This is a genomic window from Mesorhizobium sp. C120A (assembly GCF_030323105.1).
Classification (GTDB): domain Bacteria; phylum Pseudomonadota; class Alphaproteobacteria; order Rhizobiales; family Rhizobiaceae; genus Mesorhizobium.
In genome coordinates, this window is sequence record NZ_CP100476.1 from 3,595,419 (window position 1) to 3,617,529 (window position 22,111).

Genomic DNA, 22,111 nt, shown 5'->3' on the forward strand with positions numbered 1-22,111 from the left:
CACTGCACCTAATACCAAAGTCATAAATCCAAGGTCTGTCTGCCTCCGGCGGTCGCTTTCTGTCATTTTTTACGCTGATGGCTGGTTCGAGTCGCGTTCAGAGGGAACGCCGACGATGACGCCCAGCGTCGAAGGCAGACGATTCACGGGAGGACAGTTCAATGGCATTGGCATCGACCGCCGGCGGAGCCAGCCGCGGCATGACACGAGAGGAGAAGAAGGTCATCTTCGCCTCCTCGCTGGGCGCGGTTTTTGAATGGTATGATTTCTATCTCTACGGAGCGTTGGCCGGCGCGATCGGCTTGACCTTCTTCAACTCGTTTCCCGAAAGCACCCGCTACATCTTCACGCTGCTGGTCTTCGCCGCCGGCTTCATCGTGCGCCCGTTCGGCGCGCTGGTGTTCGGCCGCATCGGCGATCTCGTCGGCCGCAAATACACATTCCTTGTCACCATCATGATCATGGGTCTGTCGACTTTCCTTGTCGGCCTGCTTCCGGGTTCAGAGACACTGGGCATTCTGGCGCCGATCCTGTTGATCGCGCTGCGCATGCTGCAGGGCTTGGCGCTTGGCGGCGAGTACGGCGGCGCCGCGACCTATGTCGCGGAACATGCGCCGGATGACCGTCGCGGCTTCTACACGTCATGGATCCAGACCACGGCGACGCTCGGCCTGTTCCTGTCGCTGATTGTCATCCTGCTGGTGCAGAATTCCGTAAGCAAGGACGCCTTCAACGCCTGGGGATGGCGCATTCCTTTCCTGGTCTCGGCCATCCTGCTGGGCATTTCGGTCTGGATCCGGCTGTCGCTTTCGGAATCGCCGACCTTCCTGCGCATGAAGGAGGAGGGCAAGAGTTCCAAGGCGCCGCTGTCGGAAGCCTTCGGCCAGTGGAAAAACGCCAAGATCGCCATCCTGGCGCTGTTCGGCCTCACCGCCGGTCAGGCCGTGGTCTGGTACAATGGGCAGTTCTATGCACTGTTCTTCCTGGCCAATGTGCTCAAGGTCGACGCGCAGTCGGTCAACATCATGATCGCCATTGCGCTGGCACTCGGCACGGGCTTCTTCGTCTTCTTCGGCTGGCTGTCCGACAAGATCGGCCGCAAGCCGATCATCATGGCCGGTCTTGCGCTGGCGGTCGTCACCACCTTCCCGCTGTTCAAGGCGTTGACCTGGGCCGCCAATCCGGCGCTCGCCACCGCACAGCAGAACACGCGCGCCACGGTGACGGCGGCTCCGGGAGACTGCAACTTCCAGTTCAACCCGACCGGCACGCGCGTACCGGTCAGTTCGTGCGATATCGCGACCGACTTCCTAGCCAAGAACTCGGTGCCTTACGACATCGTCTCTACCGCGGCGGCGGGGACCCCGGCGAGTGTCATGATCGGCAGCGAAACCGTGGCGTCTTATGATGCCAAGGCCGCGGGCGACAAGAAGGCTGCAAGCGACGCTGCCTTCAAGAAGGGTATCAACCTCGCGCTTCAGGGTGGCGGTTACCCGTTGAAGCGCGCTGCCGCCAAGGTTGCCGACCAGAAGCTCGACGCCTTTGTTGCGGCCAATCCTGAACTGAAGCTCGATGCGGCAGCCATCCGCGCCGGCGAAAAGACCGCGGTCCCGACCGAACAGGCGATCAAGGACAAGGTGCTGACCAAGGATGAGGCCGCGGGCGCCACCGAGGTGACCGTCTACAGCGTTCCGGCAGCGGGCGCGTTCGCGATGTTTGCCGACCCCGCACAGGTCAACTGGGCCAAGGTCATCGGCATCCTGTTCATCCTGGTCCTCTATGTGACCATGGTCTACGGGCCGATCGCCGCGATCCTGGTCGAGATGTTCCCGACCCGCATCCGCTACAGCGGCATGTCGCTGCCCTATCACATCGGCAATGGCTGGTTCGGCGGCCTGCTGCCCGCGATCGTTTTCGCGTTCAGCGCCTACAAGGGCGATATCTATTACGGCCTTTGGTATCCGGTGGTGATCGCGGCGGTGACGCTGATCATCGGCATGATCTTCGTCAGGGATACGCTCGGCACCGACCTGCATACCAAGCAGTAGCCGACGGCTCTGTATCAAACAAAAAACCCGGCGCGAGCGATCGCGCCGGGTTTTTCATTTGTGGCCTGTTCGATCTATCAGCGCGAAAGACGCCTAGCTCTTGCGAGGCTGTTCGGCGTCCGCAATGGCGGCCTCATGATACCAGGCCTCGCCATGGGCAAGCGGGTGATCGCGCAGCGAAGCAAGCTCTGCCGCAAACTTGGCCTTTACGCCTAAATTTGAGGCAGATGCACGCGATGCCGCCGGGAACATCAGGATTTTGGCCGACGGACGGGCTGAGGTGATTTCCATGGTCGGTCTCCTTTCTTCTGGAGAGGCTCTTCGATTCATCTTTCCATCAAGGTAGGTCCTGCAATCCTTTTAGGCAAGATGCCTAAAGAAAGATCTGCATTTGCCTGTTATTTAAGCAAATTCTGCCTTTGATTGATCCGGGCGCATTGCTTAGGCGGCTTGCCATCACCGGCGGGATGAAAGGGCATTTTTGCCGCACCCTGACCAACTGATCTGGCACACGATTTGCGTTGTATCGACTTGGCAGCTGGGCTGCTGGATGGCTCGGCGCGCCAACGTCATCCAGGTTCGGTGATCAAGCAACGAGAGGCTCTAGAATGACGAAATACAAGCTCGAGTATATCTGGCTCGATGGTTACACGCCGGTCCCCAATCTTCGCGGCAAGACCCAGATCAAGGAGTTCGCCGAGTTCCCGACGCTCGAGCAGCTGCCGTTGTGGGGCTTCGACGGTTCTTCGACGCAGCAGGCCGAAGGCCACAGCTCCGACTGCGTGCTGAAGCCGGTCGCCGTATTCCCGGACCCGGCCCGCAGCAATGGCGTGCTGGTGATGTGCGAAGTGATGATGCCCGATGGCGTGACGCCGCATGTGTCCAACAAGCGCGCCACCATCCTCGACGACGAGGGCGCCTGGTTCGGCTTCGAGCAGGAGTATTTCTTCTACAAGGACGGCCGTCCGCTCGGCTTCCCCGAGAGCGGCTATCCGGCGCCGCAGGGCCCGTACTACACCGGCGTCGGCTATTCGAATGTCGGCCCGATCGCGCGCCAGATCGTCGAGGAGCATCTCGATCTCTGCCTCGCCGCCGGGATCAACCATGAAGGCATCAACGCCGAAGTGGCCAAGGGCCAGTGGGAATTCCAGATTTTCGGCAAGGGCTCCAAGAAGGCCGCCGACCAGATGTGGATGGCCCGTTATCTCTTGCAGCGCCTGACCGAAAAATACGAGATCGACATCGAGTATCACTGCAAGCCGCTTGGCGACACCGACTGGAACGGTTCGGGCATGCACGCCAACTTCTCGACCGCCTATATGCGCGAAGTCGGCGGCAAGGCCTATTTTGAAGCGCTGATGGCTCAATTCGACAAGAACCTGATGGACCACATCGCCGTCTACGGCCCGGACAACGACAAGCGCCTGACCGGCAAGCATGAGACCGCTCCGTGGAACCGCTTCAGCTACGGCATCGCCGACCGAGGCGCCTCGATCCGCGTGCCGCATTCCTTCGTCAACAATGACTACAAGGGCTACCTGGAAGACCGCCGCCCGAATTCGCAAGGTGACCCCTACCAGATCGCTTCGCAGATCCTGAAGACCATCGCGGAGGTTTCGACCAGCGCGCAGGTCTCGGCGGCCGCCTAAGCATCTATAGCGGCGCAGGCTTCGTAAGCCGCGCCGTAGCCTGCTGCTACCACGTCTACGGTCTGCTATTGGTCAAACAAAAACCCCGGCGTCTGAACTGACGCCGGGGTTTTTCCTTGTCGCTGAGGCTTATCGCTCAGACCGAATAGTACATGTCGTATTCGACCGGATGCGGTGTCATTTCGAAGCGCATCACTTCGGCCATCTTGATCTCGATGTAGCTGTCGATCTGGTCGTCGTCGAAGACGCCGCCGGCTTTCAGGAAGCCGCGGTCCTTGTCCAAGCTTTGCAGCGCTTCGCGCAGCGAACCGCAGACGGTCGGAATCTTCTTCAGTTCCTTCGGCGGCAGATCGTAAAGATCCTTGTCCATCGGCTGTCCCGGGTGGATCTTGTTCTTGATGCCGTCGAGGCCGGCCATCAGCATGGCGGCGAAAGCGAGGTAGGGGTTCGCGCCTGGATCGGGGAAGCGGACCTCGACGCGCTTGGCTTTCGGGGACGAGCCGAACGGAATGCGGCAGGAGGCCGAACGGTTGCGCGCGGAGTAGGCGAGCAGCACCGGGGCTTCATAGCCAGGCACAAGGCGCTTGTAGGAGTTGGTCAGCGGGTTGGTGAAGGCGTTGATCGCCTTGGCGTGCTTGATGATGCCGCCGATGTAGAACAGGCACGACTCCGACAGGCCGGCATATTCATTGCCGGCGAAGGTCGGCTTGCCGTTCTTCCAGATCGACTGGTGGACGTGCATGCCCGAGCCGTTGTCGCCGAAAATCGGCTTCGGCATGAAGGTGGCCGTCTTGCCATAGGCGTTGGCGACCTGGTGCACGACATATTTGTAGATCAGCATCTTGTCGGCGTTGCGGACCAGCGTGTCGAACTTGATGCCGAGCTCGTGCTGGGCAGCGGCAACCTCGTGATGGTGCTTTTCGACGCGCACGCCCATTTCGGCGAGCACGGTCAGCATTTCGGAGCGCATGTCCTGCGCGCTGTCGATCGGCGGCACAGGGAAGTAGCCGCCCTTGACGCGCGGGCGGTGGCCGAGATTGCCGGTCTCGTAGTCGGTGTCGTCGTTGGACGGCAGTTCGGTCGAGTCCAGCTTGAACCCGGTGTTGTAGGGATCGGCCTTGTACTTGACGTCGTCGAAGACGAAGAACTCGGCTTCGGGGCCGACATAGATGGTGTCGCCGATGCCTTCGGCCTTCATGTAGGCCTCGGCCTTCTTGGCGGTGCCGCGCGGGTCGCGGTTGTAGGATTCGCCGGAGACCGGATCGAGAATGTCGCACAGGATGACCATGGTCGACTGGGCGAAGAACGGATCCATATGGACGGTGTCCGCATCGGGCATCAGCACCATGTCGGACTCGTTGATCGCCTTCCAGCCGGCGATCGAGGAGCCGTCGAACATGACGCCGTCCGCGAACATGTCTTCCTCGACCTCGATGACATCCATCGTGACGTGCTGCAGCTTGCCCTTCGGATCGGTGAAGCGCAGGTCGACGAATTTCACGTCGTTGTCCTTGATCTGCTTCATGATGTCTTTGGCTGTCGTCATGTCGTTTCTTCCCTGTGTGATGACGTTTCGAGGAGACGTTAATCTGAAATCAGAAAGCTCAGACGGCGTCCATCCCCGTTTCGCCGGTACGGATGCGAACGACCTCCTCGATATTGGAGACGAAGATCTTGCCGTCGCCGATGCGGCCGGTCTGCGCCGCCTTGCGGATGGCTTCGATGGCGCCTTCGACGGCGTCGTCGCCCAGCACGACTTCGATCTTCACCTTGGGCAGGAAGTCGACGACATATTCGGCGCCGCGATAGAGTTCGGTATGGCCTTTCTGGCGGCCAAAGCCCTTGGCCTCGGTGACGGTAATGCCTTGCAGACCGGCCTCCTGAAGCGCTTCCTTCACTTCGTCTAGCTTGAACGGCTTGATGATCGCTTCGATCTTTTTCATGTAAAAAGTGGCCTCCACTGCCAAAAAAACGGGTTGTGCGCCCCGCTTGCGCCTCCATCAAGCACGAACCGTGCCAATTTCAGCCCACGCGAAGCGGTTTCGCGCAATTCCAATGCCGCGCCGCGCCGGGATGCACATTCGCGTCATCCTCTGCTTCGGCTGCGGCAAAGCTGCCCGAAGCCTACACATTGCCGCTTCGGGCGTCTGCACGATAATTAGGCAGATTGCGCATTTTGCAGGCCCGCGCGGATCCGTGGCACCAGTCTGCGAAAGGATTGGCCGCACGCCAACGCAGCACCTGGCCGTTTGCTTCGAATCCGAAACTGGACAATGCTCGATAGGGACAAAGGGGTCGGCCTTGAACGAAATGCGGGATCGGCAATCCATGAGCAATGAAGTCCTGTCGCCGGCCGAGATGGGCGAGGCCGACCGGCTGGCGATCGCGGCCGGTCCGCTCGACGGCTATGGCCTGATGCAGCGCGCCGGCGAAGCGGTCGCTGCTGTGGTCCTGGCACGCTATCCCGCAGCAAGCCGCGTGCACGTGCTGTGCGGCCCCGGCAACAATGGTGGCGACGGCTATGTTGTAGCGCGGTTGCTGGCCGAGGCTGGTGTGAATGTGGCGCTCTGGGCCGAAGGCAAGCAGAAGCCCGGGAGTGATGCGGCGCGAGCTTCCGAGGCCTGCAATCTGCCGGTCGAGCACATCGGACACTGCTACCCGGAACCGGGTGAAGTCGTCGTGGACGCGCTCTATGGTGCGGGATTGTCGAAGAAGATATCCCTGCATGCCTCTGCCGTCTCAGGATTGGCCGCGGCGGAGCGCGTGCCTGTGGTGTCAATCGACCTGCCTTCTGGCGTGTCGGGCGAGACCGGCTTGAGCAACGCTTATTTCAAGGCCGACGTGACGGTGACGTTCGTGCGGAAAAAGCCCGGCCATCTGCTGATGCCGGGGCGCAGCCTCTGCGGCGAGATCATCGTCGCCGATATCGGCATTCCGGATGCGATCGTCGATGAGTTCAAGATCAAGACGTTCGAGAACACGCCTGACTTCTGGCTATACAGTTTTCCGAAAACGGCGGTCGATACACATAAGTATAAGCGCGGCCACGTCAGCGTCTTTTCCGGCGGGCCGAGCGCGACAGGTGCGGCGCGGCTGTCGGCGATGGCTGCAGCCAGAGCCGGGGCAGGGGCGGTGACCGTGCTCTCGCCTGAAAATGCCATGCAGGTAAACGCCGCGCATCTGACATCGATCATGCTGCGCGAGGCCGGTTCGATGGAGGAAGTGCAGGAATTTTTGTCGGCGAGGCACCCCGAAGTACTTGTGTTCGGACCAGGGCTCGGGCCGAAACCCAAGGTGGGGGATTTCGCGTTGCAATTGATCGCGACGGTCGCTGACCTAAACCGCATGTCGACGAGTTCATTCGGAATTCAGCGCCCTGCCATTGTCTTGGATGCTGACGCCATCACGTCATTGGCGCATCAGCCTCAGGCCCTGTTCGACGCCGCGCTGCTCCCGTTGGCGCCGGTATTGGTGCTGACGCCGCATGAGGGCGAATTCGCCAGACTTTTTCCCGACATCGCGAAGGACAAGAAGCAGTCGAAACTCGCCAAGGCGCGCGCAGCCGCTGAACGAGCCAACGCCATCATGGTCTACAAGGGCGCCGACACCGTCATCGCGGCGCCGGACGGCCGCGCGGTGATCAACGCCAATGGTGCACCATGGCTCGCCACCGCCGGTTCCGGCGACGTGCTGGCGGGCATTGTCGCCGCGCTGCTGGCGCAGGGCATGCAGGCATTCGAGGCCGCCTGCGCAGCGGTCTGGATCCATGCCGAGGCCGGCAGCCGCTTCGGACCGGGTCTGATCGCCGAGGATCTGCCGCTGGCGCTGGTGCCGGTGCTGCGTGAACTTGTCGAGGCACGGCAGAAGGTGCCGATCGGATGAAGCGTTTCGCGCTCGCCATTGCAGCCATCATCGCGCTGTTCGCCTCGCATGGCGTGCGCGCTGAGCAGCCGGTGACCATCGTCGACGATCCGGCGGTGCTCGCCGCCCTCGATGCCAAGGGGTTTGGCTTCGCCGGCATTTTCGCCGTCGACGGCGCGGACGATCTGAAGACGCTCTACAGTGAGGTGCCGGCCTATCGTGCTGTTGTCGACATGGTGGCGACCGATATTGCCACGCTGCGGGCCGAGATAAAGGCCGGCGGGCGCACGCTCTACGAGGTGACCGACGGCAATGTCGGCCGCATCATGGATATGCGCTGGCTGAAGACCGAGGCCGCGCGCTTCCGCCTGGTCGGCGTCGTCAACCGGCTGGACCGGCGTGACTTCACCGCGCTGCAAGGTGACAAGAGCTGTGGCGAGGTGCGCTTTGTCTATCGCCTGGCCTACAGTTTCCGCAAGAACGGCAAGGTTCTGGCATCGCGGCTGCCATTCAATTTCAACGCCGTCTACAGCGTGGCGCCGGATGCCGATGGCGGCTGCGTCGGCGTTGCCGGGCGCTGGACACCGCAGATCGACGAAAACGTCGATGCCGGCTGGCTGGTCGGCGGGCCGCTGGCACCGGAGGAACTGACTTTCAAACAGCTCGAACTCAACGCGCAAGTGGTGCGCTTTCCCTCGGGCCAGGAGACCGAGTTCGGCGGGCAGGCGGCCTATCTGATGCGGATCTTCGGCATCGATGGCGCTACCGTCAGCGAGAATCCGCTGGAGAATACGCCAGACGTCGCGCGGCTCTCCGACGATGCTGCACTCAAGAAAGGGCTCGCCGACTACGTCAGCGCCAATGTCGCGGCGGTCGATCTCGGCGTCTACGAAATCCCCGACGAATTCCTGGCGAAGAAAATCATCTCGTGGTCGACCTTCGGCAGCGCGAGACGGGCCAACCATCCGTTCACGCCGCTGTTCCAGCCAGCGGATTTCGCCGGCTTGGACTATGCGGCGCTAAAGCTGGTGCGGACACCGGAGGCGCTGGTCGAGCGGCTGGACAATGGCGCCTGCCAGGGCTGCCACCAGGCGGGCTCGACGGCCGGCTTTCACTTCATCGGCCTCGACGACAAAACGACGTCGCCGCTCAACCGCATCGAAGTCGGCATCTCGCCGCATCTCCATGCCGAGATTCCGCGACGTGAGGCCTGGCTGCGCGCGACGGAAGAAGGCAAGGAGCCGAACCGCTACCGGCCGCTGTCCTTCGCGCCGCCAGCGACATGGACCGATGCCGGCGATGTCGACTACGCCCCGGCCGAGATGGCGATGCCGTGCCTGATGCCGGATGATGCAAAACGCTTCGGCGCGACCTGGCAATGCGGTGGCGGCACCGTCTGCACGCCGCTCGCGACGGCTTCAGGCGTGCATACCGCGTTGGCGCAATGTCTGTTGCCCACGGACAGTCCAAAGATGTTTTCGGGCCATCCCTGCCTGACCGGGTCGATCGCCAGCAACCCGTCTCAGCCGTTCAACGACCGCTACAAGATCACCGGCCAGTTCGCGGCTTTTGCGCCGACCTTTTCGCGGACCGCCTACACCTGCCGGCCACCGAAAATCGGCGTACCGGCAGGCATCGCTTATCGCGCCTGCGACGACAAGGACCGCAGCTTCGCCGCATTCAAGACGGGCAAGCCGATGCCATCGGAAATTTGCGGCATGGTCGGCGGCAAGAAATTCGACACCTGCGTCGCCACCAACAATTTCGACCAGTGCCTCGGCGGCGCGGTCAACCGCGGCAACCGTCCCGCCTGTTCGGCCGATCATTTCTGCCGCGAGGATTATATGTGCCAGTCGCTGCCGCCCGACACGCCGGGCGCCGCCAAGGTGAAAGGCATCGGCTACTGCTCGCCGACCTATTTCATCTTCCAGATGCGCATCGACAACCACGCGACGCCTTGGGCGAGCGCGACCAGCGCCCCCAGGGATGCGGGGTTCGGGGCGGCGGAAGAGGAGTGAGCCTGCGAGTTGGGCGACCACCAGTTCAGCGCTGGAGATAGTCTTCCATCCGCGCAGTCCATTTGGTGTCGAATTCCGAAATGTGGCGCTGTGCTACGCTCGAGTTCAGCAGCGTCGAGAGCGCGGTCACGGCGATCGGGTCCAGGTCGGGCGGCTCCGTATAGCCAAGCGCCGCCAGCCGTTGAGCCCATGATGGATGGGTGGACTTTGCGTCATCCGGGCTTGCCCACGCCTTGCGGGCGCAAACATCGAGGCAAATGGGTTCTCGCAGCTGGCCGGCAGCTTCCAGCATGCGCTCGAGCGGCGGTCGCGGCGGACGCAAAGCACCTCGCAATTCATGCTGCAAAGGGTCATAGACCGTCTCCGTGAAATGCACGTCTGCCGTGGCAAGAAGCAACAGCGCGCGTGCGGCGTGCTCGGCGTCGCCGGAGGATGCCGCGTGTCGATCTGCCTTGATCTCCGCTTCGCGCGAAAGCCGGATTTCTTCCCGCTCGAACGATTGCGACAGCCAGCCGATAGCGGCGTGGAGTAGGCTGCCTGTGATCGTGGTTCCGGGCGGGGCATACTCGAAGACAAATCCGAAACCGTTTTCGAACTCAGCGAGATTGAGGCTGCCATTGGTATCCTTGTTGCGCACATGCGCGTCCTCATGGGCAAGGATCGCGGCAAGCGCTCTTTCATCGGTCACTGCGAGGAGAGGGATGCCTATGGTTAGAAACAGCCGATTGCCGAGAAGGCCGAGAAGCGTGCGCTCTTCGCGCACGCTGGCGTTCAGGTTGCCCTCTAGTATGACAACCGTGCGCGCAGCACGGCGCGGTCCGGCGATGCTCCGCCACAGCGCCCACAGGCCGGGCGCTTCTGCTTCACTGACGCCTTTGATCTTACTGCGTCGGAAGCCCGCAAACAATGTGCCGAACAGAAATGCCATGGCCGTGGTGGCGATCGGCATGACGACAAAGCCGCTGGCGATAAACCAGATCGGATGGTTGTCGAGCAGGGACATCCAGACGCAGAAGATGACGAGGGCGGGAACAACGAAAAACAGGACCGTGAACCTGCCAAACCGCCGACCGGCGCTGATGATCAGTCGCGACATTGGATGTTACAACGGGATGTTGTCGTGCTTCTTCCAAGGGTTCTGCATGTCCTTGTTGCGCAGCATGCGCAGTGCCCGGGCAATGCGGCGGCGGGTCGAATGCGGCATGATCACCTCGTCGACATAGCCGCGTTCGGCGGCGACGAAGGGCGACAGGAAACGGTCCTCGTAAGCCTTTGTGTGAGCTGCGATCTTTTCGGCGTCGCCGATATCCTTGCGGTAGATGATCTCGACCGCGCCTCTCGCCCCCATCACCGCGATCTGCGCCGTCGGCCAGGCATAGTTCATATCGCCGCGCAGATGTTTTGAGGCCATCACGTCATAGGCGCCGCCATAGGCTTTGCGGGTGATGACCGTGATTTTCGGCACGGTCGCCTCGGCGTAGGCAAACAGGAGTTTCGCGCCATGCTTGATCAGGCCGCCATATTCCTGCGCGGTGCCGGGCAGGAAGCCGGGGACGTCGACGAAGGTGACGATGGGAATGGAAAAACAGTCGCAGAAGCGCACGAAGCGCGCCGCCTTGCGGCTTGCGTCGGAATCGAGCACGCCGGCCAGCACCATCGGCTGGTTGGCGACGAAGCCGACGGTACGGCCCTCGACGCGGCCAAAACCGGTGACGATGTTCTTGGCGAAGTTCTGCTGGATTTCGAAGAAGTCGCCTTCGTCGGCAACTTTGAGGATCAACTCCTTGATATCATAAGGCTTGTTGGCGTTGTCCGGGATCAGCCGGTCGAGCGACAGATCATGGTCGGTGACCGACTGGTAGCACTCGATCTCAGGAAGCTCCGACGTGTTGGACGCCGGCAGCAGATCGACCAGCCGGCGCATCTGCAACAGCGCCTCGACGTCATTGTCGTAGGCGCCATCGGCGATCGAGGATTTCGTCGTGTGGACGGACGCGCCGCCAAGGCTCTCGGCGGTCACCGTCTCGTTGGTGACGGTCTTCACCACATCCGGCCCGGTGACGAACATGTAAGAGGTGTCGCGGACCATGAAGATGAAGTCGGTCATCGCCGGCGAATAGACGTCGCCGCCGGCGCAAGGGCCCATGATCACGGAAATCTGCGGAATGACGCCGGAGGCCAGCACATTGCGCTGAAAGATCTCGGCATAGCCGCCAAGCGCCGCCACGCCTTCCTGGATGCGGGCGCCGCCGGCGTCGTAGAGGCCGATGATCGGCGCGCGATTACGCAGCGCCATCTCCTGCACCTTGATGACCTTTTCGGCGTGCGCCTCCGACAGCGAGCCGCCGAAGACGGTAAAGTCCTTGGCGAAGAGATAGACCGGACGGCCATTGACGGTGCCCCAGCCGGTGACGACACCATCGCCGGCGATCTTGGTTTTCTCCATGCCGAAGTCGGTCGAGCGATGCTCGACATACATGTCGAACTCCTCGAACGAGCCTTCGTCGAGAAAGACCTCGATACGTTCGCGCGCCGTCAGCTTGCCCTTCTTGTGCTGGGCGTCGATGCGGGCCTGGCCGCCACCCATGCGGGCGATCTCGCGGCGGCGCTCGAGTTCCTTCAGCACGTCCTTCATCGCTCGGTCTCCAGAAATGGCAGCTGCCTTTGTGGTAATGATGCCTGCAGGCGTGTGCAAGCGCCGCTTTCGGCCTCGATTATTGCGCTGCAACATGTGGCCCCTTGCATTCCGGAGCGAACTCAGCCATATGCAGCCCATAGGCGCTTGGGCCGGAGATTCCGGCCTTCTCGACAAATGAGACTGGTTGCGTCTGTTTTCCCTCTTTCCGGTATATCGGCCTCTCTTTCCGATACATCACGAAGTGGCGAAAGAGCCCCGTGGCATGACGCCTGCGGGCACGACAGCGCAGCCGAGTGGACGTTACCGTCCGCCCGCCTTGTCGTTTCATATCAAATTTTTCGACGGCAGGTTGCGCCCTGCCGCCATCGATGTTTGCGGCCAAGACCGCGTGAAAGAAGACTATTTTGACCAACGAAAACACCTCAGCCGGTAACGCAATCTCGACCGGCACCACTGCGGACCTTACCGGTTTCGCAGCTCTTGGGATCACCGGCGCGCTGCTCAAGGCGACGCATGGCGCCGGCTTCACCGAGCCGAAGCCGATCCAGACGCAGGCGATCCCGCCGCAGATGGAAGGCCGTGATATCTTCGGCATCGCCCAGACCGGCTCCGGCAAGACCGCGGCCTTCGCGCTGCCGATCCTGTCGAAGATCATCGCGCTCGGCACCAAGCGCCGGGCCAAGACCACCCGTGCGCTGATCCTGGCGCCGACGCGCGAACTCGCCGTCCAGATCGAGGACACCATCAAGATCCTCGCCAAGGGCGCGCATGTCTCGACCGCTCTCGTGCTTGGCGGCGTCTCGCGCTTCAGCCAGGTGAAGAAGGTCGCTCCCGGCGTCGACATCCTGATCGCCACGCCCGGCCGCCTGACCGACCTGGTGCGCGAGGGCGACTTGATTCTCTCCGACACCAAATGGCTGGTGCTGGACGAGGGTGACCGCATGCTCGACATGGGCTTCATCAACGACGTCAAGCGGATCGCCAAGGCGACCGCGCCCGACCGTCAGACGGTGCTGTTCTCGGCCACCATGCCCAACGAAATCGCCGAGCTGGCGAAGGGCCTGTTGAAGAACCCGATCCGCGTCGAAGTCGCGCCGCAGAGCACCGCGGCCGCCGAGATCGTGCAGGGCGTCGTCTTTGCCCGCACCAAGCAGAAGCGCCAGGTGCTGTCGACGATGCTCGCCGACGAGGCAATGAAGTCCGTCATCATCTTCTCGCGCACCAAGCATGGCGCCGACCGGGTGACCAAGGACCTCGAGCGCGACGGCTTCAAGGCCGCCGTCATCCACGGCAACAAGTCGCAGAACGCCCGCCAGAAGGCGCTCAACGATTTCCGCGAGGGTTCGGTGCGCATTCTCGTCGCGACCGACATCGCGGCGCGCGGCATCGACGTTCCCGGCATCAGCCATGTGGTGAATTTCGACCTGCCGGATGAGGCCGAAAGCTATGTCCACCGCATCGGACGTACCGGCCGTAACGGCATGGACGGCATCGCCATCACGCTTTGCGATCCTTCCGAAAACAGCAAGCTGCGTCAGGTCGAGCGCATCATCCGCAGCAAGCTGCCGATCGTTGCCGACCATCTCGGCAGCCCGGATCCGGTGCGCAATCCGGCCGAAAAGAACGAGCGCTTCGAGCCCGCCAATGATCGCAACGACCGCAATGGCCGTCGCGACGGCAGGCGGCCCGGTGGCCAGAACAACGGCTTCGCCAAGAAGCGTTTTGGTGACAAGCCGGCCTTTGCGGGTGCAAGCGAGCGCAAGCCGGAAGGCGCCAAGGCCTTCAAGGGCAACAACAAGCGCCGCTTCGGCGGCAAGCGGCCCGCTGCGCGGGCTGCCTGATCAGACGAACCGGTCAGGCTCGTCGAGCCTGGCTTGATTGCTGACGATTGAATATGAGGACGGCCGGGGCAATGCTTCGGCCGTCCTTTTCGTTTAGGGCTGCCCGGTAATTGCCTTCACCCACACGACGATCCGCTGCGCCAGGAAAGCCGTGGTCGGGGGCGACAGCGCGTCGCCGGCAATGACGTGGTCGTCGGGATCGCCATTGTCGTCGACGGGCACCAGTTCATGCGGTGCGCCCCAGCGGCCGGCGATTTCGCGGGTGCGATCCTGGCGCACCACCTTGTCGGAATCCGAGAAGATGAACAGCGCCGGTATGGTTGCCTTCTCCACAGGCGCTGCGTAGGCAAGGTTGGTCAGCGCCGCCATCGGTAGCACAGCTGCCATTGGATATGTGTGCGTCCAGAGTTTCTCGTGCAGCGCGTTGCGGGTCGGAAAGCTGCGCTCCTTGCCGCCGACGAAATCGGCGATCTGCCTGCCCCAGGGCATGGTCAGCAGCTCGGCGCCTGAAGCCCTGATGCCAAAATTCGGCGAGATGAATGCGATTGCAGCGACGCCGTCCGATGCGCCAGGCTCAGTCGCCGCCCATGCCGCCAGCGATCCACCGGTCGAGGTGCCGATGACGATCACCTTGTCGCCGATGGCTCGGCCGATGGCGAGCGCCTCCTCATAGTCGTTGATCCAGGCATTGACGCTGCCTTGCGCCATAGCAGCGCCGTCCTGCCCATGACCGGTGAGGCGGGTGTAGAAAAGGTTGGCGTCGAGTTGGTCGGCGACCTCGTCGGCCAGCGGGCGAACCTCGCCCTTCGATGCCGAAAAGCCATGGATATAGACGATCGCCAATGGCGTCCTGGCGTGAACCATCGGATCGGCCCAGATGATTTCTTTCTCGAGCCCGTCGCGAACGTTGGGCACGGCAGCCTCTTCGCGCGCAATATACGCTTGCGGATCGTCGCCGATCACTTTGGGGTCGAAGCTGATTGTTGTGTCGACGGGAACGCGCGGACCAAGCAGGAGGGCCAAGACAAGGATGATGACGACGCCCAGCACCGCAAGCACGATCCGTCGCCCCATCTCAGACTCCACAACAATTCTAAAGCCTATGGCGGCCGGTGCAGTCAGGCAACAGCCGGACTGTGGACAGCTATTGGTTCGGCGGCTTGCGGTCGAAATTCAGCGGCCGCCCTGTCCAGCGGGTCGCCGTGCTGATGAACCACCGGCAGACTGGCCTTGGCAGCAGTGCCAGCACCTTCAGCCCCCAGCTCAGCCGGTGAGGGAAGGTAACCTCGAAGCCGCCATGCTCGATGCCGCGCAGCATGCGGCGCGAGGCGCGGTTGACCGGCATCAGTCCCGGCATCGGCAGCATGTTCTTTTCGGTCAGCGGCGTGTCGATGAAGCCCGGATTCATCACCTGGATCCGGACATTCATCTTGTCGAAATCGTATTTCAGCGACTCGGCCAAGATGTTGATCGCCGCCTTCGAGCCGCCATAGGCCGCCGTGGTCGGCCAGCCGAAATAGGCGGTAACCGATCCGACAAGCACAATATGGCCGCGCGCACGGATGCGCATGCGCTCCATGAGCGGGACGAGGCCATTGATGATACCGAAATAGTTGACCTCGAAGGTCTGGCGAAAGTCGCGGACCCTGAGGTCTTCGCCGGGCGTGGCGATGTAGTTGCCGGCGTTGAAGACGGCGAGCACGATCGGCCCGAGCTCCTTTTCAATCGCCGCCACCGTGCTTGCCATGCGCGGCTCATCGGTGACGTCGCAAGGGTAGGCGACGACACGTCCCGGCATCTGCGCCGTCTCGACGATGAGCGCGTCGAGTGGGTCGCCGTCGAGTGCGGTGACCGCGACGACAAAGCCCTTTGCCGCGAGGTCCTTGGCCAGCGCACGGCCGATGCCGCTGCTGCCGCCGGTTATCCAGGCGACGCCGTGCTTCGGGTTGGCCCGGTAAAGTGTCATTCTGCGCCCTGCCGATCTGTCATTAGTGCTCTAGCGGTGAAAAAATCGAATGAAAAGAGCGCTTTTCCGTACTGGTTGAAATGATCGTCATCGCGCGTTGTCCGGCCGCGGGAGATTGCAGTGCCCGAAATGCGACTGGACCAGGCGAATTCTTGCCTTGAAACGCAAGCTTCGGGTTTCTAGGGTCTCGCCGCAGCTACATAAGGAATCCCGGATGCCCCGTTCTGTGATCGAAGCGATCGGCAACACGCCCCTGATCCGCCTCAACAAGGCCTCGGAGCAGACCGGCTGCGAGATCCTGGGCAAGGCCGAGTTCATGAACCCCGGCCAGTCGGTCAAGGATCGCGCCGGCCTGTTCATCATCCGCGACGCCGAACAGCGCGGGCTGTTGAAGCCGGGCGGGGTCATCGTCGAAGGCACGGCAGGCAATACCGGCATTGGCCTGACGCTGGTTGCCAAGGCGCTGGGCTATCGCACAGTGATCGTTATTCCCGACACCCAGAGCCAGGAAAAGAAGGACACGATCAAGCTGCTTGGTGCCGAGCTGATCGAAGTGCCGGCGGTGCCTTACAAGAACCCCAACAATTACGTGAAACTGTCGGGGCGGTTGGCCGAGCAGATGGCGAGGTCGGAGCCGAACGGCGCGATCTGGGCCAACCAGTTCGACAACGTTGCCAATCGCGACGGCCATATCCGCACCACGGCGGAAGAAATCTGGATGCAGACCGGCGGCAAGGTCGACGGTTTCGTCTCGGCGGTGGGTTCGGGCGGAACGCTGGCCGGCGTCGCCTTCGGGCTGAAGGCCAAGAGCAGCAACGTCAAGATCGCGCTCGCCGATCCGCTGGGTGCGGCGCTCTATTCCTTCTACACCAGTGGCGAATTGAAGTCCGACGGCAGCTCGATCACCGAAGGGATAGGGCAGGGGCGCATCACGGCAAATCTCGATGGGTTCACGCCGGACTTCTCGTTCCAGGTGCCGGACGAAGAGGCGCTGCCGATCGTCTTCGACCTGATCCAGGAAGAAGGCCTGTGCGTCGGCGGTTCGACCGGCATCAACATTGCCGGCGCTATACGGATGGCGCGCGAGCTTGGCCCCGGCCACACCATCGTGACCATACTTGCCGACTATGGCACGCGCTACCAGTCGAAGCTGTTCAACCCGGAATTCCTGCGCGAGAAGAACCTGCCGGTGCCGGGCTGGATGGATGAGCGCAGCACAATTCCGGTGCCGTATGAGAAGGTCGCCTGATGGCGCACAGAACAGAAGCGCTGTTTCGCGACGACGCCTATCTCAGAGCGGCCGACGCCACCGTTGTCGCCATCAACGAGCGCGGCGGCATCATTCTCGACCGGACCATCTTCTATGCCACATCGGGCGGCCAGCCTGGCGATACCGGCACATTAGAGCGCGCCGACGGCACCCGCATCGCCATTGCCGCCACCATCACCGGCGAGACCAAGGACGAGATCATCCATGTGCCGGCGCCGGAGCAGCCGGCACCCGAGGTCGGCGAGCAGGTGAAACTCGCCATCGACTGGGAGCGGCGGCATCTCCTGATGCGCATGCACGCAGCTTGCCATTTGCTCACCGTCGTCTGTCCGTTTCCGATTACCGGTGCTGCGGTTTCCGAAGATGACAGCCGCGTCGACTTCGACGCTCCCGATGCCGGCTTCACCAGGGAAGACGTCACCGCCGGGCTGATGGAGCTGGTGCGGGCCGATCATCCGATCTTCGTCAGGCTGATCACCGACGAGGAACTGGCAGCCAATCCTGGCCTGGTGAAATCCAAGACTGTCCGGCCGCCCGCCGGCACCGGCAAGATCCGCCTGGTCTGCATCGGCGACAACGCTTCGATCGACAGCCAGCCCTGCGGCGGCACCCATGTCAAAAGCACCGGCGAAGTCGGTGAAATCCACATCGGCAAGATCGAGAAGAAGGGCCGCGAAAACCGGCGTTTTCGCATTCGCTTCGGACCGCCGCCGGTAGCTTGAACGAACCATGATCCCGAAAAGTGGAAGCCGGTTTTCGGGGAAGATCATGGTCAACAGGAAGCAATGCCTCGCCAAGGCGGAGCAGGAGAAGAACAATGGCCGATGACAGCCCTTTCACCGTCGATGCGGACTGGTTGCAGAGCCGTCTTGGCGAGCCCGGCCTGACGATCGTCGATGCATCCTGGTATCTGCCGGCGCAGAAGCGCGATGCGCGCGCCGAGTATGAGGCTGCGCATATTCCGGGCGCGCGATTCTTCGATCATGATGCGGCCTCCGATCCTGATGCCAAGCTGCCGCACACGCTGCCCTCGCCACAGCATTTCGCGCAATATGTAGGCGCCATGGGAATTTCGGCCGACGACACCATTGTCGTCTATGACGGTCCGGGTTTCTTCTCGGCGCCGCGCGCCTGGTGGATGTTCCGCGTCATGGGCGTGTTCCAGGTCTATGTGCTCGACGGCGGCTTCGACCGCTGGAAGGCGGCGGGCCGGCCGGTGACGGCGGAGCCGACCAAGATCGCGCCGAATGTGTTTCATGCCGATTTCGATGCCGCTCGCGTCGCCAGCCTTGCCGACATGCGCCGCATCGTCGAGACTGGCGAGAGCCAGATTGCGGACGCCCGAGGCGCGGGCCGCTTCACCGGCGCCGAGCCAGAGCCCCGCGCGGGTGTTCGCTCCGGCCACATGCCCGGCGCGCACAATTTGCCTTATTCGGCGCTGTCACAGGACGGCGCGCTGTTGTCGAAGGACCAGTTGCGCAAGGCCGTTGAGGATGCCGGTATCGATCTGTCGAAACCGGTCGTCACCTCTTGCGGTTCCGGCATCACGGCGGCTGTCGTCACTCTGGCGCTGGAGACGCTCGGCCACACCGACAACCGGCTCTACGACGGCTCATGGACGGAATGGGGCGGGCTGGCAGACACGCCCGTGGTGACGGGCAAGGAATGATGGCGATGGAAAATGGCGCGCTGGACGACATCGAGGTTACGGTCACGTTTCTGGAAATGCATGTGCCGCCGGCCTATTCGCTGCCGTTGCCCTACAACAGGCAGATCGCGCTGCTCAGGACCAAGGACATTCCGCTGCATTTCTACCGCTATCTGATGGATCGGGTCGGACGCAAATGGCACTGGGTCAATGTGCTGAGGCTGGACGATGACGAGCTTGCCGCCGGCATCCACCGCGAGGACCGCGACATCAGGGTGCTTTATCTCGACGGCGCGCCGGCCGGTTTCTTCGACCTCAAGCCGCATTTGCCAGAGGAAGTCGAGCTCGCCTATTTCGGCATGATGGAACATGCGACCGGGCAAGGCATCGGCCGTTGGTTCCTCGGTGCGGCGATTGCCGCAGCATGGTCGTATGGGCCGAAACGGGTAACGGTGCAGACCTGCACGCTCGACCATCCGGCTGCCTTGCCGCTCTACCAGAAGCTCGGTTTTGCGCCGGTGGCGCAAAAGAAGGAGACCGTGCATCCGCTGTCGTTCGCCGAGCGCTCGGCCAGCGTCATGCGGCCGTGACTTTCTCCGACTGAAGGCCGAACCGACCGTTCATGGCGAGGAATTCCTGCTCGTGCGGACCCAGGACGAGAACTGGCGCAGGCGCCGGGTGATGCTGCGCCGCTTCGACGATTTCATCCGCTGAGCCGGCGCGGGACCTGCCCAATGCCGAAGCAGTCCGGCCTGAGACTGGCCGGGCTGCTGACAGTTGACAGGAATCGGGTGGGAAGCACCTCGGCGGGGGCATAATTTCCGGTCAACCACACCGGAGATTTAGCCATGACCGTCCAGTTCAAAGCCTTGCCGACAGAAGATGTGAGAGCGCTGCAGCGCGGCGGGCCGGACGCCTACGGGCAAACGCCGGAGCGGAAGGTTTCAGATGGCGACGGGGTGCCGTGCCGGCATTGCCTGAGAAACGTCGCCGAAGGCGATGGCTATCTGATCATGGCCTATCGGCCGTTTCCGGCGTTGCAGCCTTACGCCGAGACAGGACCGATCTTCCTGCATGCGCAGGAATGCGAACGCGCAGCCGAGACAGAAGCGCTTCCAGAGATGCTTGAGAGCAGCGACTATATCGTGCGCGGCTATGGTGCGGATGACCGCATCGTCTATGGCAGCGGCGGCGTCATTCCGACTGGCGGCATTGCGGCGCGGGCAGAGACGCTGTTTGAGCGCGCTGACATCGCCTATGTCCACGTCCGCTCGGCGCGCAACAATTGTTATCAGTGCCGCATCGAGCGTTTCTGACAAAAAGATGCCCGCCGGTGGTCTGGCGGGCAGTTGGGAACCGTGTGACGGCTCGATCCGTCAAGTTGGCATCCCTGTCTGCGCATGCTTTTCGAATTGCGGATGTGAAGCACTTCACACAGCATCGCGATCCTCGCCGGCATGGCGACGCACGCCGATGGCGGTTGGGACTTGTCGTACTCCCGTCGCATTCTCTCGGTAAAAGACCAGCGTCGATGGATTGCCGACCGCGGATGAACCGGCGGGGATCTCGATGACCGAGGAAGCGGGGCTTTGGCTCCGCTTTTTTGATGTCCGCCAGCCTGTTCAATTCCGGCGCCAGGAATTTTGCGCAAAGAAAAAGCCCGCCGGAATTGACCGACGGGCCTTCGCCGTGTGTGTGTGCGGCGTTTAGTTGAATTTATACTTCGCGCCGACGCGAACGGTCTGGAAGGAAGGCTCGTCGGTGAGGAAGCCGCCCGAGCCGAAATCTTCTTTCTCATACTGCGAATAGCGGTATTCGAGACCAAGCGTCATGTTGCTGGAAACGGCCGTTTCCAGGCCGCCACCGACCGAGAAGCCGCTCGATCCCCAGTCGACGATGTCGCCAACGGGCGAGGAGGCATGCAGGTCGAAATGCTGCCAGCTGTAACCGCCGAGGACATAGGCCAGCGTCGATTCGTTGACCTTGGCGCCGATGCGGGCCAGGGCATCGAAGCCATAGTCGGCATCGCCCTTGATCGACCCACCCGGAATGTCCAGCTTCGAGCGTATGCCGGAATAGCGGGCGTCGACCAGAACGCCGGCGACCCAGCCGCCGAAATCATGGTCGTAACCGATGCTCGCCTCGCCGAACACGCCTTCGCCGCCGATGCCATCCAATTCGAGGGCGCTGGCGAGCGTCAGGTCATGCACCACGGTGCCGGCGCCAAGCGCGCCGCCGACATAGAAGCCGGTCCAGTTGTAGGTCGGAGCAGCAAACGAGGCCCCGCCGCCATTCTGGGCGCCGAAGCGGTAATTGGCCGCGATGTGGAAGGTGTGGCTGGACGGCTCGACATCCAGAGAGGTTCCCGGGCCGCCGATAATGCCGAGGTCAGCCACCGAGTCGTCGCCATAGTTGGCGTAGCGGTACTCGGTCTTAATCGTCCAGTTGCCGCGCAGCACGGTTTCCATGCCAACGCCGACGACATAGCCGCCACGGTTCTCCGTGAAATCAAGACCGTCGGCAAAGCCCGAACCCTCGAGCTTGAAATGGTTCCAAGTGTAGCCGCCGAGCACATAGCCGAGCGTACTGGGGTTCAAGAGATAGCCGGCGCGCAAGCCGACGTCGAAGCCATAAGCGTTCGTCAGGTCGATATCAGCGCCCGGAAGGCTGATCGACGGACCGATATTCCCGATGTTGGCGTCGATGAAGCCGCCGAGCAGGAAGCGTTCAGAGACCATGTAGTCGTAGCCGGCGGTCACTTCGCCAAACACGCCGTTGCCGCCGATGCCATTGAAGTCGAGAAACGGGTCGACGCTGATGCGGTGCACGGTGGCGCCGAAGCCGCCGCCGATGCCGACATAGGCGCCGCTCCAGTTGAAACCGGCAGGTTCTTCCACCGGCTGCACAACGTCGGCGGCATGCGCTACCGATATCAAAGCCATTGCCGAAACGGCGCCGAGAAGAACGGATTTAGCAGAAATAAACATTTTAGCCCCTTAGCATAGAACAAACCCGTCCGTGTTCTAACAGGATGCTCGTTAATATTGGAATGACAAAAATGTCACATCGACAGGCAAAAGCGCTGTCGAGAGGGGCTGCACCTTGCCCTGGAGCGGGCGTTTTGCGGTCTTGTAGCCAAGAAAAACCCGCCGGTACAACCGGCGGGTAAGGG

18 protein-coding genes are annotated in these 22,111 nt (G+C 62.3%); 10 read left to right on the forward strand and 8 right to left on the reverse strand.

Annotated elements, in window-relative coordinates; all coding sequences use genetic code 11:
- Positions 1–161 precede the first annotated feature (161 nt).
- A complete protein-coding gene (locus NL532_RS17350; RefSeq protein WP_023682590.1) occupies positions 162–2,048 on the forward strand; it encodes an MFS transporter in 1,887 nt (628 codons plus the stop codon).
- 93 nt (positions 2,049–2,141) lie between these two features.
- Here NL532_RS17350 and NL532_RS17355 read toward each other — a convergent pair whose 3' ends face one another.
- Positions 2,142–2,339, reverse strand: coding sequence for a DUF2735 domain-containing protein (locus NL532_RS17355; RefSeq protein ID WP_023734053.1), 198 nt, complete (start codon positions 2,337–2,339; stop codon positions 2,142–2,144).
- A 317-nt stretch (positions 2,340–2,656) separates the two neighbouring features.
- Between NL532_RS17355 and NL532_RS17360 the strand changes: the two genes are divergently transcribed.
- Positions 2,657–3,697, forward strand: coding sequence for a glutamine synthetase beta-grasp domain-containing protein (locus NL532_RS17360; RefSeq protein ID WP_023691256.1), 1,041 nt, complete (start codon positions 2,657–2,659; stop codon positions 3,695–3,697).
- A 136-nt stretch (positions 3,698–3,833) separates the two neighbouring features.
- Here the strand turns inward: NL532_RS17360 and glnA are convergent, their stop codons facing one another.
- Both glnA and NL532_RS17370 read right to left on the reverse strand, forming a co-directional pair.
- Positions 3,834–5,243, reverse strand: coding sequence for a type I glutamate--ammonia ligase (glnA, locus tag NL532_RS17365; protein WP_023829997.1), 1,410 nt, complete (start codon positions 5,241–5,243; stop codon positions 3,834–3,836).
- A gap of 58 nt (positions 5,244–5,301) precedes the next feature.
- The gene (locus tag NL532_RS17370; RefSeq protein ID WP_006205430.1) at positions 5,302–5,640 is read right to left on the reverse strand and encodes a P-II family nitrogen regulator; all 339 of its coding nucleotides are present in this window, start codon (positions 5,638–5,640) and stop codon (positions 5,302–5,304) included.
- Between the two features lie 385 nt (positions 5,641–6,025).
- Here NL532_RS17370 and NL532_RS17375 point away from each other — a divergent pair, with 385 nt between their 5' ends.
- Positions 6,026–7,579, forward strand: coding sequence for a bifunctional ADP-dependent NAD(P)H-hydrate dehydratase/NAD(P)H-hydrate epimerase (locus NL532_RS17375; protein WP_023829998.1), 1,554 nt, complete (start codon positions 6,026–6,028; stop codon positions 7,577–7,579).
- Complete coding sequence (locus NL532_RS17380; RefSeq protein ID WP_023829999.1) at positions 7,576–9,576, forward strand: hypothetical protein; 2,001 nt, start codon at positions 7,576–7,578, stop codon at positions 9,574–9,576. The genes NL532_RS17375 and NL532_RS17380 overlap by 4 nt, the downstream gene beginning before the upstream one ends.
- Positions 9,577–9,601: 25 nt before the next feature.
- Here NL532_RS17380 and NL532_RS17385 read toward each other — a convergent pair whose 3' ends face one another.
- Positions 9,602–10,579, reverse strand: a complete 978-nt coding sequence (locus NL532_RS17385; RefSeq protein ID WP_286487390.1) for a M48 family metallopeptidase — start codon at positions 10,577–10,579, stop codon at positions 9,602–9,604.
- Between the two features lie 99 nt (positions 10,580–10,678).
- Positions 10,679–12,211, reverse strand: a complete 1,533-nt coding sequence (locus NL532_RS17390) for an acyl-CoA carboxylase subunit beta (RefSeq protein WP_013531455.1) — start codon at positions 12,209–12,211, stop codon at positions 10,679–10,681.
- Between the two features lie 407 nt (positions 12,212–12,618).
- On the opposite strand from NL532_RS17390, the gene NL532_RS17395 reads away from it, so the two are divergent.
- Positions 12,619–14,055 carry a DEAD/DEAH box helicase gene (locus NL532_RS17395; RefSeq protein ID WP_023672782.1) on the forward strand — a complete coding sequence of 479 codons (1,437 nt, stop codon included), beginning with the start codon at positions 12,619–12,621 and terminating at the stop codon, positions 14,053–14,055.
- A gap of 93 nt (positions 14,056–14,148) precedes the next feature.
- Here NL532_RS17395 and NL532_RS17400 read toward each other — a convergent pair whose 3' ends face one another.
- A complete protein-coding gene (locus NL532_RS17400; RefSeq protein WP_023830001.1) occupies positions 14,149–15,129 on the reverse strand; it encodes an alpha/beta hydrolase in 981 nt (326 codons plus the stop codon).
- A 70-nt stretch (positions 15,130–15,199) separates the two neighbouring features.
- Positions 15,200–16,021, reverse strand: coding sequence for an SDR family oxidoreductase (locus NL532_RS17405; RefSeq protein WP_023698793.1), 822 nt, complete (start codon positions 16,019–16,021; stop codon positions 15,200–15,202).
- 214 nt (positions 16,022–16,235) lie between these two features.
- Here NL532_RS17405 and NL532_RS17410 point away from each other — a divergent pair, with 214 nt between their 5' ends.
- The 5 genes from NL532_RS17410 to NL532_RS17435 all read left to right on the forward strand — a co-directional run bounded on the left by NL532_RS17410 (position 16,236) and on the right by NL532_RS17435 (position 20,255).
- Entirely contained in the window at positions 16,236–17,270 is a 1,035-nt protein-coding gene (locus tag NL532_RS17410; protein WP_023830002.1) for a cysteine synthase A, read from the forward strand.
- Complete coding sequence (locus tag NL532_RS17415; protein WP_023821351.1) at positions 17,270–18,013, forward strand: alanyl-tRNA editing protein; 744 nt, start codon at positions 17,270–17,272, stop codon at positions 18,011–18,013. The genes NL532_RS17410 and NL532_RS17415 overlap by 1 nt, the downstream gene beginning before the upstream one ends.
- Positions 18,014–18,108: 95 nt before the next feature.
- Positions 18,109–18,960, forward strand: coding sequence for a 3-mercaptopyruvate sulfurtransferase (gene sseA, locus NL532_RS17420; protein ID WP_023691267.1), 852 nt, complete (start codon positions 18,109–18,111; stop codon positions 18,958–18,960).
- Between the two features lie 5 nt (positions 18,961–18,965).
- The gene (locus NL532_RS17425; RefSeq protein WP_023830003.1) at positions 18,966–19,529 is read left to right on the forward strand and encodes a GNAT family N-acetyltransferase; all 564 of its coding nucleotides are present in this window, start codon (positions 18,966–18,968) and stop codon (positions 19,527–19,529) included.
- A 258-nt stretch (positions 19,530–19,787) separates the two neighbouring features.
- On the forward strand, positions 19,788–20,255 hold the full coding sequence (locus NL532_RS17435) for a DUF1203 domain-containing protein (protein ID WP_023736671.1): 468 nt from the start codon (positions 19,788–19,790) through the stop codon (positions 20,253–20,255).
- Between the two features lie 390 nt (positions 20,256–20,645).
- On the opposite strand, the gene NL532_RS17440 is transcribed toward NL532_RS17435, so the two are convergent.
- Positions 20,646–21,926 carry an outer membrane protein gene (locus NL532_RS17440; RefSeq protein WP_031195686.1) on the reverse strand — a complete coding sequence of 427 codons (1,281 nt, stop codon included), beginning with the start codon at positions 21,924–21,926 and terminating at the stop codon, positions 20,646–20,648.
- Positions 21,927–22,111: the final 185 nt, after the last annotated feature.

Excerpts from the sequence above, each read along its gene's own strand:
- NL532_RS17350 (WP_023682590.1), top strand. The coding sequence starts at position 162 with ATGGCATTGGCATCGACCGCCGGCGGAGCCAGCCGCGGCATGACACGA.
- NL532_RS17355 (WP_023734053.1), bottom strand. The coding sequence starts at position 2,339 with ATGGAAATCACCTCAGCCCGTCCGTCGGCCAAAATCCTGATGTTCCCG.
- NL532_RS17360 (WP_023691256.1), top strand. The coding sequence starts at position 2,657 with ATGACGAAATACAAGCTCGAGTATATCTGGCTCGATGGTTACACGCCG.
- glnA (WP_023829997.1), bottom strand. The coding sequence starts at position 5,243 with ATGACGACAGCCAAAGACATCATGAAGCAGATCAAGGACAACGACGTG.
- NL532_RS17370 (WP_006205430.1), bottom strand. The coding sequence starts at position 5,640 with ATGAAAAAGATCGAAGCGATCATCAAGCCGTTCAAGCTAGACGAAGTG.
- NL532_RS17375 (WP_023829998.1), top strand. The coding sequence starts at position 6,026 with ATGAGCAATGAAGTCCTGTCGCCGGCCGAGATGGGCGAGGCCGACCGG.
- NL532_RS17380 (WP_023829999.1), top strand. The coding sequence starts at position 7,576 with ATGAAGCGTTTCGCGCTCGCCATTGCAGCCATCATCGCGCTGTTCGCC.
- NL532_RS17385 (WP_286487390.1), bottom strand. The coding sequence starts at position 10,579 with ATGTCCCTGCTCGACAACCATCCGATCTGGTTTATCGCCAGCGGCTTT.
- NL532_RS17390 (WP_013531455.1), bottom strand. The coding sequence starts at position 12,211 with ATGAAGGACGTGCTGAAGGAACTCGAGCGCCGCCGCGAGATCGCCCGC.
- NL532_RS17400 (WP_023830001.1), bottom strand. The coding sequence starts at position 15,129 with ATGGGGCGACGGATCGTGCTTGCGGTGCTGGGCGTCGTCATCATCCTT.
- NL532_RS17405 (WP_023698793.1), bottom strand. The coding sequence starts at position 16,021 with ATGACACTTTACCGGGCCAACCCGAAGCACGGCGTCGCCTGGATAACC.
- NL532_RS17410 (WP_023830002.1), top strand. The coding sequence starts at position 16,236 with ATGCCCCGTTCTGTGATCGAAGCGATCGGCAACACGCCCCTGATCCGC.
- NL532_RS17415 (WP_023821351.1), top strand. The coding sequence starts at position 17,270 with ATGGCGCACAGAACAGAAGCGCTGTTTCGCGACGACGCCTATCTCAGA.
- sseA (WP_023691267.1), top strand. The coding sequence starts at position 18,109 with ATGGCCGATGACAGCCCTTTCACCGTCGATGCGGACTGGTTGCAGAGC.
- NL532_RS17425 (WP_023830003.1), top strand. The coding sequence starts at position 18,966 with ATGGAAAATGGCGCGCTGGACGACATCGAGGTTACGGTCACGTTTCTG.
- NL532_RS17435 (WP_023736671.1), top strand. The coding sequence starts at position 19,788 with ATGACCGTCCAGTTCAAAGCCTTGCCGACAGAAGATGTGAGAGCGCTG.
- NL532_RS17440 (WP_031195686.1), bottom strand. The coding sequence starts at position 21,926 with ATGTTTATTTCTGCTAAATCCGTTCTTCTCGGCGCCGTTTCGGCAATG.